We start from the raw sequence: 17852 nt of genomic DNA, 5'->3' as shown, positions 1-17852 counted from the left end.
TGCCGTCGCGTCAGGCCGGCGACGCCGCGAGCAGGCCGGCGACGCGCGCGCGCCGTCGCGCATCCGCCGCGTGCCATACGGCGCGACGCCGCCACTGGCGGTCCGCCGATTGCCGCAGCAGCGTGCGCGACCGCGCGAGTCCGGCGCCCGCCGCGCCGGGCCCGCCGCCGTGGGCGAGCCGCTCGGCCGCCTCCTCGACCGACGCGGGCGACTCCCGCACGAGCCCGCCGAGCGCCGCGGCCGGATCCTCGTGCGCGTCGAGCGCCTGCGTGATCAGCGCGCCGATCTGGCGATGCGCGGCGTGAAAGCTGATGTCCGTCTCCCGGACCAGCGCGTTGGCGACCTGCGTCGCGGTCACGAGTCCCGCGTCGGCCGCCGCGCGCATCTTCGCCGGGTCGCCCGTCACGCCGCTCACCATCAGCCGCAGCAGATCGCAGCTTTCGCCGAACGCCTGCACGGCGTCGGCGCACGGCGCGAGCATTTCGGTGCCGATCTCGACCGAATTGCTGAACGGCGTGCGCTGCGCCGCGAACACCGCCGCGTTCAGCGCGCCCGCGACGTGCGCGAGCTTGCCCTTGACGATTTCCAGCAGGTACGGATTTTTCTTCTGCGGCATCAGCGACGAGCCGCCGCTCAGCTCGTCCGGCAGCGCGAGAAAGTCGGTCTCGCGCATCGTCCAGAGCTGCAGGTCGTGCGCGAGCCGGCTCAGCGTCGTCGACGCGATCGCGATCGAGGACAGGAAATGCAGCACGAGATCGCGGCTCGCGACCGCGTCGAGCGCACTGTCGAAGCTGCGCGCGAAGCCGAGCAGCGCCGCGCTCACGTCCGGGCGGATCGGGAAATCTGTGCCCGCGCCCGCGCCCGCGCCGAGCGGGCAGACGGCGAGATCGTCGTCGAGCCGTTCGAGCGCCGCCTGGTCGCGCCGCAGCGCGGTCTCGACCGACCACAGGTAATAACCGAAGCTGCCGGGCTGCGCGGCCTGGTACTGGCTGTACGTGGGCAGCGGCCAGTCGAGCGTGTGTTGCGCCTTGTCGACGAGCGCCGCCCGCACGCGCCACAGCTTGCCGCCGCACGTATCGAACCAGTCGCGCGCGCGCAGCTTCGCGACGCACGCGTTGATGTCGTTGCGCGACCGCGCGGTATGCACCGCGCCCCCCGCGTCGATCCCAACCCGCTCGATGATCAGTTGCTCGTACAGCGCATACGCGCCGCGCGGCGCGACGGCGTCGGCGATCGCGGCGAATTCGGCGTCGCGCTGCCGCGCGATTTCCGCGAGCACCGTCGCCGCCCGCGCACGATCGCAGATGCCCGCGTCGACGAGCATCAGCAGATGCGCCTCGTCGATCGCCGCGAACGCGTCGAGTTCGGCGAGCCGCTCGGCGCGCGGCGCCGGCCTGCGCACGATCGCGAGCGCCTCCGGATGCAGCGTTCGGCGCAGCCGGCCGGTGCCCGCGCCCTCGCCGGCCGCGTCGGCGTCGCCGAGCACGACCGTCACGCGCCGGTCGACGCTTTCGAGCGCGTGCGCGAGCGCGTCCGGATCGGCCGCGGACGCGATGACGAGCGCGAGACGGTCGCGGAAATCGCCGGCCGGCTCGACGCGCTGGCCGGGCTGCTTCAGCGGCATGAAGCGCATGCGCACCGACGGAAAGCGCTCGTCCGGCTCGAACGACAGCGCCTTCAGCTCGCCGCGCCGCGCGGGCAGCACGAAGCGGATCGCCGCGTGGCCGCGGCGGCGCGGGCCCAGGTCCGGCGGCGTGCCCGCGTGCAGGTCGATCATCGCGCCGAGGACGTCGACGCCCGTCGCACATTCGACCGCCTGCGGGATCATGCCGCCCGCGAGACGCGGATTGATTTCGATCACGACGACCTTGCCGCCGCTCACGCGGCATTCGACGTGCGCGGGGCCGAAGCGGTGGCCGGTCGCGTCGAGCGCGCGCAGCGTCTCGGCGACGATCGCATCGCGCTGCGCGGCGGAGATCGGCGCCGGAAAATCGTGGCCGCGCTCGACGAAGAACGGCAGCGGCCCGAGATGCTTGCCGGTCACGCCGAGCACCACATAGCCGTGCTCCGCGCCGAGCCCGACGACCTCGACCGAAAATTCCGGGCCTTCGACGAACGATTGCACGAGCAGCTGCGGCGCGACCGCGATGCCGCGCTCGTTGCTGCGCGCGTCGAGAATCCGGCCGCCGTGCGCGAGCATGTCGGCTTCCGTCTGCACGAGCCGCACGCCGACGCTGCCGGAGCCGAACGCCGGCTTCAGCACGCGCGGATACGTGAGGCTGCGCGCCAGATCGCGCAGTTGCGTTCGGTCGGACACGATCGCGGTGTCGGCCGCGCCGACGCCCGCGTCGCGCAGGCAGCGGTGCAGCCGGCCCTTGTCGCGGCAGGTGCGGATCGCGTCCGGGTCCGCCGCGGGCAAGCCGAAGCGCGCGGCCACGGCCGCGGCGGTTTCGATGTAGTACTCGGACGTCGAGAAAATCCCGGCGATCGCCGGATACGGCGCGAGCGCGTCGACGATCCGCTGCGGATCGGACGTGTCGGCGACGAGCGGCACGACCATCTCTTCCTGCAGGAACGGATAGAGCTGCGGGCGGCTCGTGACGAACAGCACGTCGAAGCCGCGCAGCAGCGCCTTTTGCAGACAGAGCCGGCCGGTGCCGGTGGTGTTGCTTTCGATGAATACGAAGGTCTTCACGATGAATGTGGCCGCCAAAGGAAAATCGAAACGCGACGCGACGCTCGCGGCGTCATGCGACGGGCGCGGGCCGGACATCGCGGATCTGCTCGAGCACGCTGCCCGCCGGACGCGAGCGGCCGGTCGCCTGCTCGAACGTGCGGCGTCCCCACTCGACGTACGCCCATGGGCCGGACGCGGCGTTCGGGCTCACCGCCCGCACGGGCTCGGCGGCCGGCGCGGCGTCGGCGCTGGCGACGGCATGCCCTTGCTCGCGCAGCCATGCGTCGTCGTAGACGGTGTCGATGTAGCGATGGCCCTCGTCGGGCGCGATGAACACGATCGTCCTGCCGTCGTCGCGCTGCGCGCGCAGCCATTCGGCGACCATGAACGCCGCGCCGGACGTCGGCCCGCAATACAGCCCGTGCTGGCGGTGCAGCCGGCGCGTGCTCGCGAAGGCCTCGGCGGGCGACACCCAGTGCACCTGGTCGAAGCACGTGTGGTCGAGGTTGTTCGGATAGATCGAATTGCCGAGGCCGCGCAGCGCGCGCGGACCGACCGGCAGGCCGAACAGCACGCTGCCGAACGTATCGACGCCGACGAGCGGAATCGACGGATCGACCTCGCGCAGCGCCCGGATCGTGCCGCACGTCGACGCGCCGGAGCCGACCGTGCCGACGATCGCGAGATTCGTGCCGAACGTGCGGACGAGCTGCGCGGCGAACGCGCGATACGCGCGCTGGTTGTCCGGGTTGTCATACTGCCGCGGCCAGAAGCCGCCGGGGTTGTCGCGCAGCTGCTCCTGCAGCGCTTCGAGCCGCAGCACCTGGACGTTCGAGCCGGCCGCGCTCGCCCCGACGATCTGCACGCGCCCGCCGAGCTGCCGCAGGCGCGCCTGCAGCCGTTCGTCGATCGCCGCGTCGCTGACGATGTGAAACGGGATGCGCTTTTCCGCGCAGACGATCCCGATGCCCATCGCGAACGTGCCGCTCGACGTCTCGAGCACCGGCATCCCGGGATTCAGCTGCCCGCTCGCGATCGCGTTCTCGATGATGTACTTGGCGGGCACGAGCTTCATCAGCCGGAACGCGGCCGCGACGAGCCCCGGCGCGAGCCGGATCAGGTCGGGATGATCGAGCGAGCCGGATACGCTGTCGTACACGTGGATGGCGGGTCTGTCGAGTGTCTGGGTCATGATGTCGTTCATGCGATCGATTGTTCGAGCATCCACAAATAGGTATCCGTCTCGGGGCTCGCGCCGCGCACCGCGCGCGGCCAGCGGGCGTCGCGCAACTCGTCCGCGAGCGCGGCCTTCGCGCGATCGTCGGCGCTGCGGTAGCGCCGGTAGACCCACTCGACGCCGCCCGCGATCGCCGCCTTCATCTCGTCCGCGAACTTGCTCGGCTCGAGCGGATGGCGCGGCAGCTCGACGTGCGACGGCGACGCGCCGCCTGCCGGCACCGCCGAGACGCCGAGCAGCTCGAGCCGGCCGAGCGCGTTCTTGCGGATCTCGGTCAGGAACGCCGCGCCGGCGGGAGACGTGATGCTCACGCGGTAGTCCCCGGCGGCGACGTGGCCGGTGCCGCCGACCTTCGCGCCCGGCAGCCGGTAATACGAGACCGTGCCGCGCTCGACGAGCACGAACTCGAGCCCGCGATAGCGCAGCATCGACGGATGGAAGAAGTCCGTGATCAGCCAGCGCCCGCCGTCGATCCGGTGGACCCAGTAGTAGATGAGCGGATTGCCCGCGACCATCTCGCCGAACGCCGCATCGAGGCGCCGCAGCTCGGCGTCGGTCAGCGGCTCGAACGGCGTTTCGCGATACAGCAGGCGGCGCAGCATCATGCTTCCTCCTTCGAGTCGACGCAGCGCGCGACGATGAAGATCGCGCACGCGCACGCGGCGATCAGCGACGTCGCCGCCATCACCTTGTAGATCGCCAGGTACTGCGCGAGATAGCTGTAAAGGAAATACATCACGGCGATCGTGAGCGACATGCACAGCCCGATCAGCGACAGGAACGATGCGCGGATCCGGCTCGGCAGACGCTTGTTGAAGTACTCGTTGGCGACGACCGTGACGATCGGATTGATGATCATGACGAGGAAGAATCCGGTGAAGTCGACGGCCGCGACGTTGAAGAACATCGATGCGAGCACGACCGCGGTCAGCAGCGTGCTCGCGAGCACGACCGGATAGAAGCCGAGGAACGACATGGTTCGCTGCATCACGAGATACACGACGCCGATCAGCATCTGCGCGGCGAAGAAGAACCACGAGATGTGCTCGACGCTGAATCCGTTCTCCTTGAAGAGCGCCTGACTGAACGTGAAGAACGGCGTCGTGCAGGCCGCGAACACGGTGAAGCCGAGGATCGGCAGCGCGACGCTTCTCCAGTGTCCGCGAATGAACGCGAACAGCTCCTTCGTCACGTCCTTGCGCCCCGTGCTTTTTTCCGTCGGGGCCTCGGGCGGCTCGATCGCGAAGCACCACGCGGCGAGCGCCGCCGCATAGATCGCGAAATACGCGGCATAGACCGCGTTCCACGACACCTTCTGCAGCAAGCCGCCCGCGAGCACGGCGAACGCGCCGGAGATCAAGCCGAGCGCGTTCGCGCGCAGCTGCACCCGGTTGAAATGCGAGACGCGGCCGTCGACGACGAGGCTGTCGTAGAGGAGCGCGGTGTCCGAGCCGTACACGAGCGCGAGCGCGACGCCGAGGAGCGCATACAGGCAGACGAACGGCACGAAGCCGTCGCTGACGATGACGCCGAGCGCGTACGCGCAGTACGCGACGAGCCCGAGCAGCACCGAGCGCTTGCGGCCGAACGCATCGCCGAACATGCCGGCGGGCACTTCGGTCACGATGTTCGCGAGAAAGAACACGCCCTGCAGGATGCCGATCTGATACGCGTCGAACCCCTTGTGCATCAGGAAGATCACGAAGATCGCGCGATCGATGATCGCGAGCGTCAGCACCCGGTACGCGAGATAGATGCGCTCGTTTCGCGCGCTGAGCGCGTACCCGGCCGCAACCGCGCTCGGCGCTTCGGCGACGGATTCAGAAAATGGCATGGTCGTCCTTGCCGAAGCGAAGCGAGAGCGGTTCGGCCGCGTGTGCGCGGCGGCTATTGGATCGTGTCATAGACCTTTACGTTTCCGTATCCCGAGAGCGCATCGATCGCCTTCGCGAGGTTGTCGCGGTGGCCCGGCCGGCCGGTGTCGTACAGGATGCCGATGCACGTGCCGCTGTGCGCCGTCACGAGTCCGATCCCCCGCGTCGCCTTGCACACGTCGTGAACCGCGGCCAGATGACGCTTCGGATTGATCTTCTGGTTGATGTACGCGCTGCGGGTCGACACGCGGCCGATCTCGTCGAGATCGCGCGCGCCGAACGCCGCGACGATCCGATCGAGCAGTTCGTTGAACTCGCTGCGATGCTCGACGTTGTGCCGATGCGCGCGGTCGCGGCGGTGATACTCGAGCGTGTCGATCGTGCCGCCCTCGTCGAGCGACAGGATCTGGATGCCGGACAGGCGCCCGAGTCTCGACCACAGCATCCCCTTGCGCTGCAGATAGACGACCGACTCCGCGAACATCACGCCGTCGGTCGGCTCGATGCCGCTCATGTCGCGGCACAGCTCGCCGAGCGGCAGCTCGCGGCCCATGTAGACCTCGATCGCGCGCGCGGTCGCGAGCAAGTCGGCGGACGAGCTGCTGAGCCCCTTGCCGATCGGGATGTCGCAGTCGATGTAGAACGTCCCGCCGACGTTGTGCCCGTAACGGCCGAGAATCACCTTCGCGAGCGCCGCGGCCTTCGTCTTGCCGCTCGGATGCGTGACGATCTCGGTGCTGCCGTGGTCCGGCACGAACGTGCTCACCGAGTATTTCTGGATCGGCAGCGTGACGAGAAAATCGGCGTCGTCCTCGCGCAGCACGCCCTGCAGCAGTTCGCCGAACGAGCAGTACGAGATGCCCGACGCCGTCCGCGCGGCCGGGATGAATGAACGCATGGGCTCCGACATGGTCAGCGCTCGATCGGTCATCGGCCGGGCCGATGCGCGTCCAGCATCGAGCGAAGCCGCGCGAGCAGTTCGTCGAGCGCCTGGTCGCCGCACGAGCCGTACGAGTTCTTGCGCGCCACCATGTCCTCGACGGTGATGCGGCCGATGTCGTCGCCGAACAGCGGGCTCGCTTCGGCGAACGTCGCATGGGGCAGCGCCGACACGTCGACGCCGCGCGCATCCGCCGTCTTCACCAGCTCGCCGACGACCCGATGCGCTTCGCGGAACGGCATGCCCTTTCGGACCAGATAGTTCGCGTACTCGGTCGCGATGATGTGTCCGCCGAGCGTCGCCTGCCGCATCCTGTCGGGCACGGGCGCCATCGTGCGGACCAGCTCGGTCAGGATCGCGAGCGACGTCATGCAGTTGTCGAGCGCGGCGAACCACGCGGTCTTGTCCTCCTGCAGATCCTTGTTGTAGCCGAGCGGCAGCGCCTTCAGGAGCGCCATCAGGCTCATCGCGTTGCCGATCACCGACGCCGCCTTGCCGCGCACGAGCTCCGGCACGTCGGGATTCTTCTTCTGCGGCATGATCGAGCTGCCGGTGCAGTAGCCGTCCGCGAGCGCGATGAAGCCGAACTCCTGGCTCGTGAACGAAATGAGCTCCTCCGACAGCCGGGACAGATGGATCATCAGATTCGCCGCGTGCGAGCCGAATTCGACCAGATAGTCGCGGTCGGACACCGAATCGATGCTGTGCAGCGTCGGCTCCTTGAAGCCCAGCAGCGACGCCGAGCGCCGGCGGTCGATCGGCAGGCTCGTGCCGGTCGACGCGCAGGCGCCGAGCGGGCACTGATCGGCGCGCGCGAGCGCGTCGACGAAACGGCCGCGGTCGCGCTCGAGCATCACCACGTAAGTCGCGAGCCAGTGCGCGTAATACGTGAATTCAGCGCGCTGCAGATGCGTGTACGACGGCATCACGAGCCCGCGATGACGCTCGCCGTGCTCGAAGAGCGCGCGCTGCAGCGTGTCGATCGCATCGACCAGCTCGCGCGTCGAGCGCATGAAATAGATGCGCTGCGCGGTCGCCTGCTGATCGTTGCGGCTGCGCGCGGTATGCGTCTTCTTGCCGAGCTCGCCGACCTTGTCGACCAGCAGCGTCTCGAGGTTCATGTGGATGTCCTCGAGCGCGGGCGACAACCGGATCTCGCCCGCGCGCCACGCGGCGCGGATCTCGCCGAGCGCGCGCGCGAGCGCCTCGTGCTCCGCCGTCTGGAGCAGGCCGACCGCATGCAGCATCTCGACGTGCGCGGCCGTGCCGTCGACGTCGGCTTCGAAGAGCCGCGCCTCGAGCGGCAGGCTCGTGTTGAACGCCACCAGGCTGTCGGTCATCGACTGGCTGAAGCGCCCGGCCCACGGATTCGCCATCGGATTGCTCATGCGCCGGCTCCCGATTTCGCGGCGCGCGCGGCTTCGATGCCGATGCGCAGGCCGAGCGTGTTCAGGAAGCCCGTCGCGTCCTCGCCGCTGATCGCGCGGCCCGCGTGCAGCGTCACGAAGTCGCGCGAATAGAGCGACTGCTCCGATTCGACGGCGGACGGCGTGCACGAACCCTTGTAGAGCTGAACCTTCACGTCGCCGCTCACGTATTTCTGCGATTCGTCGATGAGCGCCTGCAGGCACAGCCGCTCGTCGCTGAACCACAGGCCGCGGTAGACGATGTCGCCGTAGTCGTCGGACACGAGGTTGCGCAGGCGCTCGACGTCGCGGCCGAGCGTGATCTTCTCGAGCTTGCGATGCGCGGCATGCAGGATCGTCAGCGCGGGATTCTCGAACACGCCGCGCACCTTGAGACCGTTGATGCGATTCTCGATGATGTCCTGGAAACCCACGCCGTTGCGGGCGCCCACCTCGTTCAGCCGCTCGATCAACTCGACCGGCCCGAGCGCCGCGCCGTCGACGGAGACGGGCACGCCCCGGCGAAAACCGACCGTGATCGTCTCGACCGCATCGCGCGCCTCCGTGGGCGGCGTGATCCAGTTCACGTCGAGCCAGTTGAACTCGTTCGCGACGCTTTCCAGATAGTCGCCTTCCGTCGTGATGTGCACGAGGTTCTCGTCGTGACTCAGCAGATTGTCCGGACGGCTTTCGACCGGGATGTCGTGCTGCTGGCAATACGCGAACAGATCCTCGCGCGATTGCAGCGACCAGATGCGCCAAGGCGCGACGGTCGGCAGATCGGGCGCGAGGATCTTCGCGGCCATCTCGAAGCGCACCTGGTCGTTGCCCTTCTGCGTGCAGCCGTGCGACAGGCAGTCGACGTCGTGCTTGCGCGCGTATTCGATGAGCCCCTTCACGATCGCCGGGCGGGCGAGCGGCGTGCCGAGCAGATAGTCCCGCTCGTACGACGCGTTCGCCTTCAGCGCGGGGAACACGAAATCGCCGATGAACGTCTCGCGCAGATCCTCGATGATCAGCTCGTCCGCGCCGGCGATCGCCGCGCGGCGCTTCATCCGTTCCCAATCCTCTTTCTGCCCGAGGTTCGCGCAATAGGCGGTGACACGGCAATCGAAATGCCGCTTCAGGAAATGCAGCGCGGTGGACGTGTCGAGACCGCCGGAATAGGCGAGGAGAATGTGTTTGGGTTTCATGTCGGATCTTCCGTGATGGATGGGTTCGTCGACTAGCCGACGAGGTAGTTGTCGCGCTTGCCGCGAATCTGGTTGACGTTGTCGGCCAGTTCCGAGAATTCGATGCCGATGCTGTATTTCTTGCCGTCGATCTTCATCACGCAGCCGCCGCTGCCGCGGAAGCAGAACACGCGCAGGAGATCGATGAGCTCGCGCGCGACGTAGGTCGCGTTCGGATCGATCTCCATCGCCTCGTTGGTTTCGGTGATCTTCTTGCGCGTGCCCTTGTGCCGCTGCCGGAACAACCGATAAGTGCCGCTTTCGATGCTCGGCCAGGTCGTCCGGAACAGCTCGACCGACGCGTCCATGTGCTTGTCGTAGATGACGTCGCCCGTGTCCGTTCCGTCGATCAGCACGCGCTTCTGGCTGATGATCGGCCCCGCGTCGACCGCCGACACGATCCGGTGGATGCTGACGCCCGCCGGCGTGCCGTCGAGCACGGCCCACGCGTAGTAGTAGAAGCCCTTGTTGTACGGCAGATAGCCGGGATGCAGATTGATCGAATCCTTCGTCGGCAGCTCGATGAAGCGATCGTCGAGGATGTAGTCGAAGTAGATCGAAACGATGAAGTCCGGCGCGAGCGGCGCGATCAGCTCGTCGAAGCGCGCGCGCGCATCGAGGATTTCGATCGGCGGAATGCCGTGCCGCTCGCACACTTCGACGATTTCGTCGAGGTGCGTCGCGTTCGCCTCGGGATGGACGATTGCGGCGACGACCTCGACGCTCGGCCTCTTTGCCAGGTATTTGAGCACTTCCAGTCCTGCGACGTTGTCGACGCAGAGCAGGACCTTTTCGCGAGTGATGTCATTCATGTAGGAATCCTATTCGGATCGCGCACGAAAGCGTGTCGAGCCGTTGATCGAATCAGTCAGCGATCCGCACCGCGATACTTGAGGACGTAGCAGATGCCGAAACCGGACGGATCCGCCTTCGGGCTCGTGACCTCGTCCAGGATGACGTCGTAGCCCGCTTCCGCGAAGATTTCGTCCCACTCGCGCTTCGGCAGCAACAGCTGATTGGTGAACGGATGAAGCAGGAAATACGGGTTGTAATACCCGCGGCCCATCGGCGACTGCATGACTTCACGGTTGTCGATGTCGTAGTCGACTTCCATCACCATCAGGTAGCTGTCGGCGAATTTCCGGCCCAGCTTGCGCAGATACTTGATGAACGCCGGCCGGCCGATCTGCGCGATGATTTCCTGCAGCACGAAGCCGAACAGGATGAAGTCGGGCTGCTCGTCGATCTCGTAATCCAGCGCATCGACGTTGACGAGACGCACCTGCTCCTGCAGGCCCATTTCGGCGACCTTCTTCAGGCCGGCCTCGTACGCGCTCGTATCCGGCTCGATGCCGATCGCCTTGATGTCGCCCAGCTCCTTCGCGAGCGTGCACAGGTAGAGCGCGTTGCCGCAGCCGAAGTCGACGATCTGCTTCGCATCCGGTTTCACGGACTCGATGAAAGCCTTGGTGATCGGAATCGTGTCGTACTTCGAAATCTGGCAGCTGCCGACGCCGACCCACTTGCCGTCGCGCTTGTAGCCATCGATGCCTTCCTTCAGCATCGCGCCGATGTTCGAGAAGATGCTGTCGTAGCCGCCGATCAGGATGTTGAACCACCCTTCGTAATGCTTGATGCGGGAGCCGTAATCGGACAGCCGGAACGATGCCGTGTCCTCGCGCCCTTCCTTGACGAGCAGTCCCTCGACGGTCAGATACTCGAACACGGTGCGCAGCAGGTACGGATCGAGCGAGCGGCCGCTCGCGATTTCATCGAGGGCCTTGCCCATGAGTAGATCGTCGAACACGCCGAGCTTGAGCATCTGGAAGATCACCTTCGCGCCGACGAAGCCTTTCACGTAGTCGAGCGTCTTGAACATTTCGGGCTGGAACCAGCTCGAATCCAGAATTTCTTCGACAGACAGGTCTTCTTCGTGCGCTTGCGCACGAACGAGCGTTGCAGCGGTCATGGAGTCACCTTATGAGTGGTCGGAATATTCGGCCAGCGCCGCGAGCAACCGATCGTTGTCCTCTTCACGGCCGATGCTGATCCTGATGTGGTGATGAAGTCCGAACTGGCCGGCGTCCTTCACCTGAATGCCCCGTTCGCGCAGGAACTGCAGTGTGCGCTCGCCGGCGGCGTTTTTGACGAGAATGAAATTGGCTTCGGATGGCGCGACGCGATAGCCGAGCTCGCGCAGCGCGCCGGCGACGCGACGGCGCTCCGCGAGCGTCTTCGCGATGTGCGCGTCGCGCGCATGATCGTCGTCGAGCGCGGCTTCGAGCGCATGCAGATCGAGCGTGCCGACGTTGCAGAACCACTGCTTGCGCTTCATCGACGCAATCAGCTCGCTCGGCCCGAACAGCGCGCCGAGCCGCAAACCGGCGAGACCGTAGGATTTCGAGAACGACCGAAACACCAGTTCGTTCTCGCCGTAAGCCAGGCCGCGCGCGCGAAACGACGAATAATCGACGTAGGTTTCGTCGATCAGCAGCTTGCCCGCGCGCTGCCTCAATTGATCGAGCTCGCCCGCCGTCAGCGCCTGGCCAGTCGGATTCGACGGATTGGCGAGCACGACGCAATCGTTGCTCGACACTTGCGCGAGATCGTCCGGATTCAGCAGCAGATCGTCGGTCAGGCCGATTTCGAAATGCCGGAGCCCGCTGACGGCAATCCGCCCGCGATAGCCGTCGAAGCCCGGCCACGCGGTGACGAACCGCATCGACGAAAACTCGGCGCTGACACGATCGAAGCATTCGTCGATGCCGCGCACCAGCATCAGGTTGTCCTCGGGACAGCCGAAATGCTCGGCGAGCTTTTGCATGATTCGCGGTTCGGCGTCGAACGGATAGCGATTGATCCGCGCGGCCGCGACCGCGATCGCGGCCCGCACGCGCGGCTCCACCGCTTCCGCGTTTTCATTGAACGCCAGGCAGACGGCTTGCGCCGATGCCCGCGCTTCCACGAGTACTTCGGTATCCTTTGCTTCGCCAGCGCTCACGATTTCATCCTTGCCGATTCTGATGATTGTTGATTCTTGCCTGATGCATCGTGCGGATGGAATCAGCGCGGCGGCGGATTCAGGCCGGCCCGCTCGTTTTCCATGCCCTTCCAGCGCCAGCCCTCGAACGCGCGCTTCACGTACTCGGCGAAGAACTCGGGCACCAGGCGGAACAGCTGCGGATACGTGATGAAGAACGTGCTGATGGAAATCGAAATGTCCATCGAGATCACGCAATGTCCCCAGTTGCGCGGAATGTGCAGCGTCTCGCCCGGCTCGATGATCGCCTGGTACGGCGTGCAGTGCCGATAGTTCGGATAACGCTCGAGATCCGGCTTCTCTAAATCGACCGGACTGAACGTCTCGCGCTCGAACTGGCCGATATAGAGATTCTTGCTGACCTGGTCCGGCGGAAACAGGTACACCATCTTCCTGCCCACGACCTGCGTCAGGAAATTCGGCATCGGATCGGTATGGATCGGCGTGTGCGTGCCGGCCGGCCCGATCCACAGGTACGAATCCATGTGCGCGCCGGGAATGTGCTCGATATGCCCCTGCACGTACGGATGCGGTGCGAGATCGGCGCGCAGGTTCGGAAAGCTCTTGCGAAACGGATGCGACGCCATGTAGTACATGTGATCCGGCTTCGTCCGCAGGATGTGGATCAAGTCCTTCAGCTTGAGCTCCTGGAAACGCAGGTGCTTGACGTAACCTTGCGGGCTATTGTTGCCGGGCCCACGCTCGTCGGGCTGAAAGCTCTCGACGCCGATGGTCTCGTCGCCGAATCTGTTCTCGAAGTAGTCGAGCGACCATTTCTGCATCGCCGGCCACGCATCGAGCGCCCTCGCGATCTTCACCGGACGCTCTTTGTCCAGGTAATGCGTGCGGAAGTCCGACACTTTGGGTCGAACCAGCGTTTCAATAGGCAGAATTTCATCGTACGGCATAGTCGATTCCCGAGCCCGAATGTTGATTGAGATGCTCGCGGACGCTGGCAGGAACCATGTCCGTCCAGAGTTGCTCGATGCGTTGCAGGCACTGCTGCTTCGTCGCAGGTTCACCGACCGTTTCCCAGCCGGCGGGGAGGCTTCGCCCATCCATCCAGACCGAATACTGGCCCTCATTGTTTCGCACTACGAAATACAATTCGTCATCCATAGCTGGTTCCCAGGGATAGCAAGATGATGTGCCGGGTTTTTGCCGTGGCGGCGCGCAGGTGAAATCGCGCGAAACCACTGGCTGGAAAGACGCGCCGGATGTACTGCCTTGGCATCGCTCGGATGCAAGCCCGCGACCGCGCCCAACGCATTAAGTGCTTCAGAGAATTAAGTATTTCTGCTGTGGGAATTGTCCCCTGAACTGGCCTGATGTCCGGTTATTGGGTATGCATTTTTCAATGCACTTTCATCTTCAAGGCACGAGTAGAATTAGGCATAACTTCTCATGTGTCAAGCAATTTTATGACAAGGTGTCCCGCTTTATTTCAAACAACAACGCTCACCTGACAAATCTTACAGACGCAAAATTTACATGCAGAAGGCGCAAAGATTTCATTAACGGATGACATCCGGGAGGCGCGGCGCTTGCAGGAACTGAAGCTTATGTTGCTTGCCGGCCGCTACGAAAATTCAGTCGGCGCTTGCCTGCCCGCCGTCGTGCCGGATGTCAAATTCACGCTCCATATTGATGAATTTAAACGATATTTTCATGCCGATCAGGCGTCGAATGAATCTTGTCGACCGAACTCCAAATTCGCACGAATGCCTATTAATTAAGCAAGCCTGTTATCCAGGATATCGAATTCCGTTATGTCGATGACATCCAGAAATTTTTACCGAGGAAGCGTTGGCTTAAAAAAGGCATACCAATCTCAAACAGATGTACAAATCTCATAAACATCGCCAGACTCACCCGGCATTCATTTTCATGAAATAGTTTCCGCAAAACAAATAGATTGACTGATTATTTTGCGGCCGTTTTATCATTGCAATGAAGGCAACTAATTGCGCGTTCGAAATGAGGCAGCTCCACTCGGCGCCCCGCTGCCCGACAACAGGATGGGACACGAACAGGTCGCGCGTCTCGCGACATCGAACCCGGGAGCTCTTACACGCATGCACGTTTCGATCGATACGTCCACCGAAGCCAACTCGCAGACACCGGATTGTCACGATGCCGATTCAGACGTAAGCACGCTCGATATGTCGGGGAGCGACGCGCTGAATCGGATCGCCGGAACTGTCGTTGGCGGTGCGGCAAACGTCGAGCGAATCGCTCCGCTCACCCGCACGCAGGAACATAGGCTGGCGCAGCATCTGCTCGATCGATGCGACGGCGGGCGATTGATGGCGGCGCACGTCACGCTCGACTCGCGGGCGCATCTCGATGCATTGCTGGAAGCACTGCAGCGCGCAACGGATCGGCACGCGAGTCTGCGAACGGGCATCTTTTGGGAACGCCTGCGGCGGCCGATGCAAGTCACGCTTCGCCGGGTTCGCCTGACGGCGCACACCGCCCTGCTCGATCCCGATCTCGATCCCGCTGCGCAGCTGGCGGCGCTGACCGCCCTGCCCGGCATGCGCATCGACATGCAACGTCCGCCGTTGCTGCTCGCGTGCATCGCTCGCATCCCCGGCGGCGGGCAATGGCTGTTGCGGCTCGTGGCGAGCCCGGTTGTGACCGGTTTCGACACGCTCGATGCACTGCTCCGCGAAGCGGCGACTCACGGCGAGCGAAAGCACGAATCTGCGCCGTTTCATTGGATTGCCGAGACGGACATCGCAGCGCGCGAACGCGAACTTGCATCGTCGCCGGCTGCAAGCGCGGCTTCGCCGTCGAACGGCGTATTGCGTCATTCCGATGCCGGTTTCGAGTCGTCCGCCGAAGCGCGCATCGCCGCGATCGCGGCCGATCTGCTCGGCGTCGCACGCTGCGAACCGCCAGACGACTTCTTCGCGCTCGGCGGAACGTCGTTGCAGGCGCTTCAACTCGCGCTCCGTATCCGCGACGCGTTGCATGTAACCGTGCCGATCGAGCAGATCTTCGCGAATCCGACCATCGTCGAGCTTGCCGAATACGTCGAACGACTGCGGTCGCGGGACGTACGCGACGACGTCCCGCAGGTGCCGACCGGCGAAAAGCTGGCGGGCGCGCGCGGCCACGCGCACACGGATGCGGAGCAAACGGATTGCCTGCTCGTCATCCAAGCAGGCCGCGCCGGGCAAGCGCCGGTGTTCTGCATCCCGGGCGCGGGCGCCAGCGTCGCATCGTTCGTTCCGCTCGCGACCATGATGCGCGCCGACGTGCCCGTATGTGGCCTGCAGCCTCGGGGGCTGGATGGCCTGCGCCAGCCGGACCGGTCGGTCGAGGCGGCTGCGCGCCGGTACGCGCGGGCGATTCTGAATGCCAATCCGCCGGGACCGCCGCGTATCGTCGGCCACTCGTTCGGCGGCTGGATCGCGCTCGAAACGGCGCGGCTGCTGGACGGCATGGGACGGCGCTGCGCCCCGCTCGTCCTGCTCGATTCGAATCCGCCGCCCGCCCTGCACGCATGGCGTGCGCCTTCCGATGCGGACATGCTGCGCACGCTGATCGGACTGCTGGAACAGGCGGCCGGCGCGCCATCCGGGATCACCGACGAAGAAATCGCCCGTTGCGTCGCCGCGGGCGTCGATGCACGGGATGCGTTCGTCCATGCCTACATGGTGAGAACCGCACTGCTGCCGCCGCGCGCACCTGTCGACTCGGTGCGACACCTGCGGCAGGTGTTCGAGGCCAATTTGGGCACGTGCTACGCGCCACGCAGCCGATACGCGGGCGACGCGACGATGATCGTCGCCAACGGCGATCGCGATGCGGGCGACATGGTGCCGGCGTTCGGATGGACCGCGCTGATCGAGCGAGTCGATGCGGTCGTGACGCCGGGCAATCACATGAGCATGCTCGCGGCACCCTATGTTCGTCACGTCGCGCTGACGATGAAGGATGTGTGGCGAATGGTCTGAATCTGCGCAGCAGCATGGGCCGAGCGATGCCATGCCGGTTCATGGACGATGCTCGTCGGTCGATATCGGCGCGCTGCGATTGGCCCCGGCCCGCTCGATCGCACGCGAAATACGCGAGTGACCGGCGCCGGAATTGGATGTCGCCAGGATCGGAACGAACGGCAGACGATCGCGCTGCAACCGCCCGACGATCGCGTCGAAGCTCGGCCGCGCCGTGCCTCGACGCATTTGCGACGCACATCCACCGAAGCCGTCTCACCAATGCAGATGCAGCGCATCGGCATCGCACGCCGACACATGCGTGCCGAACCTCCGGCTTTCGCGCTCGAGCACCGCGTGCAGCCAGGTCTTCGCTTCGGCGGGCGCGTGCTGCAGCCGCAGGTTGCGAATCTGCATCGGCACCGCCGACAGTTCGACGAGCGCTCCGCTGTCCGCGTCGAGCACCGGAAAGTACATCAGCGTGAGATCGGGCCGAAATTGCTGATGGCCGTGGATGCCTTCGTAGTCGTTCAGAAAATCGCCGCAGCCGTAGAGAATCAGCCGCCCGCGGTATATCTCGACGCCTTTGACGTGGTGCGACGAATGGCCATAGACGATGTCGGCCGCGCCCGTGTCGATCAGCCGGTGCGCGAACGCGTGCTCGTCGTCGCCGATCTCGAATCTCCAGTTGCCGCCCCAATGGAGCGAAACGACGACGAGATCCCCCGCGCGTCGCTGCGCGGCGATCCGTTCGCCGATCAGCGTCGCGCGCTCGGACGACAGATTCGCCAGATAGTTCAGGCCGCTGCGCCGTGCGGTCGCGGCCCACGACGGCGGCACGCCGCTCGTCTCGACCGCGTACGCGTAGACGCAGATTCGGCGTCCGCCCGGCAGGTCGAGCGTGGCCGGCTCGGCCGCGCGCGCGTCGTCGTCGCCTGCGCCGGTGGTCCGGATGCCGGCCTGATGCAGCGTCTCCAGCGTGTCGGCGAGGCCGGCGCGCCCCCAGTCGAGCGAATGATTGTTCGCGAGCACGCAACAGTCGATGCGCGCGCTCGACACGCAGTCGATGTTGCGCGGATGCATCCGATATAGCACCGATTTGTCCGGCCAATGGTCGTCGCTCGTCGTGACCGCGGTCTCCAGATTGATGATCCGCGCGTGCGGCTGCACACGGTCGAGCTCCGCGAGCGCGTCGCCCCACGGATACGCGTAGTCGACGCACACGGGCAGCTTGCCGTTTGCGAGCTCGGCCAGGCGCACGTAGTCGCGCGCCGACCGGCAATAGCATTCGTACAGCTGAGGATCGCACGGGTGCGGCAGGATCTGGTCGATGCCGCGGCCCGTCATCACGTCTCCGCAGAGGAAAAGGCGCACGCGAGCGTCGCGCGTGCCGTCGGCTTCATTCATCGCATCAACGCGCGGACCGATCCGGCTCGCGCTCCTCCAATGAAACGGCCATTCGCCACTCGTTAGGCGATGCGGGCCGTCGCGCAGCGGTCGGC

Annotated in this window: 16 protein-coding genes; 2 read left to right on the top strand and 14 right to left on the bottom strand. The window is 65.4% G+C overall.

The genetic code is table 11. The features are described 5' to 3' along the window. Positions 1-10: 10 nt before the first annotated feature. From BG90_RS26845 to BG90_RS31260, 12 genes are all read right to left on the bottom strand, one after another. Complete coding sequence (locus BG90_RS26845) at positions 11-2713, bottom strand: lyase family protein (protein WP_045568580.1); 2703 nt, start codon at positions 2711-2713, stop codon at positions 11-13. Between the two features lie 34 nt (positions 2714-2747). Further along, positions 2748-3881 carry a cysteine synthase family protein gene (locus tag BG90_RS26840; RefSeq protein WP_010115302.1) on the bottom strand — a complete coding sequence of 378 codons (1134 nt, stop codon included), beginning with the start codon at positions 3879-3881 and terminating at the stop codon, positions 2748-2750. Continuing rightward, on the bottom strand, positions 3878-4519 hold the full coding sequence (locus BG90_RS26835; RefSeq protein WP_010115304.1) for a hypothetical protein: 642 nt from the start codon (positions 4517-4519) through the stop codon (positions 3878-3880). The genes BG90_RS26840 and BG90_RS26835 overlap by 4 nt, the downstream gene beginning before the upstream one ends. After that, the gene (locus BG90_RS26830) at positions 4516-5748 is read right to left on the bottom strand and encodes an MFS transporter (protein ID WP_010103540.1); all 1233 of its coding nucleotides are present in this window, start codon (positions 5746-5748) and stop codon (positions 4516-4518) included. The genes BG90_RS26835 and BG90_RS26830 overlap by 4 nt, the downstream gene beginning before the upstream one ends. A 53-nt stretch (positions 5749-5801) precedes the next feature. Next, positions 5802-6686: a GHMP family kinase ATP-binding protein gene (locus BG90_RS26825; protein ID WP_010115306.1), complete on the bottom strand. Its 885-nt coding sequence runs from the start codon at positions 6684-6686 to the stop codon at positions 5802-5804. Between the two features lie 29 nt (positions 6687-6715). Beyond that, on the bottom strand, positions 6716-8116 hold the full coding sequence (argH, locus tag BG90_RS26820; RefSeq protein WP_010115308.1) for an argininosuccinate lyase: 1401 nt from the start codon (positions 8114-8116) through the stop codon (positions 6716-6718). Further along, complete coding sequence (locus BG90_RS26815; RefSeq protein ID WP_010115310.1) at positions 8113-9327, bottom strand: argininosuccinate synthase; 1215 nt, start codon at positions 9325-9327, stop codon at positions 8113-8115. The genes argH and BG90_RS26815 overlap by 4 nt, the downstream gene beginning before the upstream one ends. A gap of 32 nt (positions 9328-9359) precedes the next feature. Then, entirely contained in the window at positions 9360-10178 is an 819-nt protein-coding gene (locus tag BG90_RS26810) for a formyl transferase (RefSeq protein WP_010103546.1), read from the bottom strand. A gap of 56 nt (positions 10179-10234) precedes the next feature. After that, positions 10235-11335 (bottom strand): methyltransferase domain-containing protein, encoded by a 1101-nt coding sequence (locus BG90_RS26805; protein WP_010115312.1) that lies wholly within the window; start codon positions 11333-11335, stop codon positions 10235-10237. Positions 11336-11344: 9 nt separating this feature from the next. Further along, a complete protein-coding gene (locus tag BG90_RS26800; protein WP_025989802.1) occupies positions 11345-12367 on the bottom strand; it encodes a pyridoxal phosphate-dependent aminotransferase in 1023 nt (340 codons plus the stop codon). A 62-nt stretch (positions 12368-12429) separates the two neighbouring features. Next, on the bottom strand, positions 12430-13314 hold the full coding sequence (locus BG90_RS26795; protein ID WP_025989803.1) for a cupin-like domain-containing protein: 885 nt from the start codon (positions 13312-13314) through the stop codon (positions 12430-12432). Next, on the bottom strand, positions 13301-13525 hold the full coding sequence (locus BG90_RS31260) for an MbtH family protein (RefSeq protein ID WP_010115315.1): 225 nt from the start codon (positions 13523-13525) through the stop codon (positions 13301-13303). Before BG90_RS31260 ends, BG90_RS26795 begins: the two co-directional genes overlap by 14 nt. Positions 13526-13950: 425 nt before the next feature. On the opposite strand from BG90_RS31260, the gene BG90_RS35750 reads away from it, so the two are divergent. Then, the gene (locus BG90_RS35750; protein ID WP_124072340.1) at positions 13951-14142 is read left to right on the top strand and encodes a hypothetical protein; all 192 of its coding nucleotides are present in this window, start codon (positions 13951-13953) and stop codon (positions 14140-14142) included. A gap of 339 nt (positions 14143-14481) precedes the next feature. Beyond that, positions 14482-16371: a thioesterase domain-containing protein gene (locus BG90_RS26785; protein ID WP_025989805.1), complete on the top strand. Its 1890-nt coding sequence runs from the start codon at positions 14482-14484 to the stop codon at positions 16369-16371. 39 nt (positions 16372-16410) lie between these two features. On the opposite strand, the gene BG90_RS26780 is transcribed toward BG90_RS26785, so the two are convergent. Next, a complete protein-coding gene (locus BG90_RS26780; RefSeq protein ID WP_010103558.1) occupies positions 16411-16599 on the bottom strand; it encodes a hypothetical protein in 189 nt (62 codons plus the stop codon). A gap of 27 nt (positions 16600-16626) precedes the next feature. Next, the gene (locus BG90_RS26775) at positions 16627-17757 is read right to left on the bottom strand and encodes a CapA family protein (protein WP_010115321.1); all 1131 of its coding nucleotides are present in this window, start codon (positions 17755-17757) and stop codon (positions 16627-16629) included. Positions 17758-17852: the final 95 nt, after the last annotated feature.

Origin of the sequence: Burkholderia oklahomensis C6786, from assembly GCF_000959365.1 — a bacterium.
GTDB lineage: Bacteria > Pseudomonadota > Gammaproteobacteria > Burkholderiales > Burkholderiaceae > Burkholderia > Burkholderia oklahomensis.
Note: the sequence above shows the minus strand (reverse complement) of the source record. Positions and strands in the feature narration are given on the sequence as shown.

Bases quoted from the DNA above. Each gene is read 5' to 3' on its own strand.
- argH (WP_010115308.1), bottom strand. From the start codon at position 8,116: ATGAGCAATCCGATGGCGAATCCGTGGGCCGGGCGCTTCAGCCAGTCG.
- BG90_RS26775 (WP_010115321.1), bottom strand. From the start codon at position 17,757: ATGAATGAAGCCGACGGCACGCGCGACGCTCGCGTGCGCCTTTTCCTC.
- BG90_RS26815 (WP_010115310.1), bottom strand. From the start codon at position 9,327: ATGAAACCCAAACACATTCTCCTCGCCTATTCCGGCGGTCTCGACACG.
- BG90_RS26795 (WP_025989803.1), bottom strand. From the start codon at position 13,314: ATGCCGTACGATGAAATTCTGCCTATTGAAACGCTGGTTCGACCCAAA.
- BG90_RS26840 (WP_010115302.1), bottom strand. From the start codon at position 3,881: ATGAACGACATCATGACCCAGACACTCGACAGACCCGCCATCCACGTG.
- BG90_RS26785 (WP_025989805.1), top strand. From the start codon at position 14,482: ATGCACGTTTCGATCGATACGTCCACCGAAGCCAACTCGCAGACACCG.
- BG90_RS26805 (WP_010115312.1), bottom strand. From the start codon at position 11,335: ATGACCGCTGCAACGCTCGTTCGTGCGCAAGCGCACGAAGAAGACCTG.
- BG90_RS26825 (WP_010115306.1), bottom strand. From the start codon at position 6,686: ATGCGTTCATTCATCCCGGCCGCGCGGACGGCGTCGGGCATCTCGTAC.
- BG90_RS31260 (WP_010115315.1), bottom strand. From the start codon at position 13,525: ATGGATGACGAATTGTATTTCGTAGTGCGAAACAATGAGGGCCAGTAT.
- BG90_RS26780 (WP_010103558.1), bottom strand. From the start codon at position 16,599: ATGCGTCGAGGCACGGCGCGGCCGAGCTTCGACGCGATCGTCGGGCGG.
- BG90_RS26830 (WP_010103540.1), bottom strand. From the start codon at position 5,748: ATGCCATTTTCTGAATCCGTCGCCGAAGCGCCGAGCGCGGTTGCGGCC.
- BG90_RS26810 (WP_010103546.1), bottom strand. From the start codon at position 10,178: ATGAATGACATCACTCGCGAAAAGGTCCTGCTCTGCGTCGACAACGTC.
- BG90_RS26835 (WP_010115304.1), bottom strand. From the start codon at position 4,519: ATGATGCTGCGCCGCCTGCTGTATCGCGAAACGCCGTTCGAGCCGCTG.